Genomic DNA, 400 nt, shown 5'->3' with positions numbered 1-400 from the left:
AACCAACGCTGATATGCCTTCTCCGCGTCGGCGATCTCGGAGGAATCGCCGCTCTTGCGAGCCGCATTCAGCCTCACCTTGGCGTCGTGCATGCGACGCTCCGCCGCAGTCATCGTGTACCTGTCGCCAGCCCTGACTCCGGCCGCATTTGCCTGCTCGACCGCATTCCGTGCTGCGACCCTCTTGCCGCCGCGACCGAATTGTCCGTACCCGGCAGCGCCGCCTCTCCCGAGCGGCACATTGGGGAGGATGTATCCGTGCTCCACCAGGAGGCGCACCGCCTCCTCCCGCGATTCCGCGATGCGGAAAATGCCGTCTGGGGTAAGCCTCTTCCCCGATCTACCCAAGGCGTTCCTCGCGGTTCCGTGCTTCGACATCCCCTCAGTAGTCAGCAGGTATG

Annotated in this window: 1 protein-coding gene; it reads right to left on the bottom strand. The window is 64.5% G+C overall.

From position 1 onward, the window contains the following. On the bottom strand, positions 1 to 377 hold a 377-nt coding region (locus Q5762_RS37290; RefSeq protein WP_315896748.1), incomplete at its 3' end, for a hypothetical protein. Positions 378 to 400 lie beyond the last annotated feature (23 nt).

The organism is Streptomyces sp. P9(2023), from assembly GCF_032436795.1.
Lineage (GTDB): Bacteria > Actinomycetota > Actinomycetes > Streptomycetales > Streptomycetaceae > Streptomyces.
The sequence above is the reverse complement of the archived record's forward strand: the minus strand, read 5'-3'. Positions and strand labels throughout refer to the sequence as shown.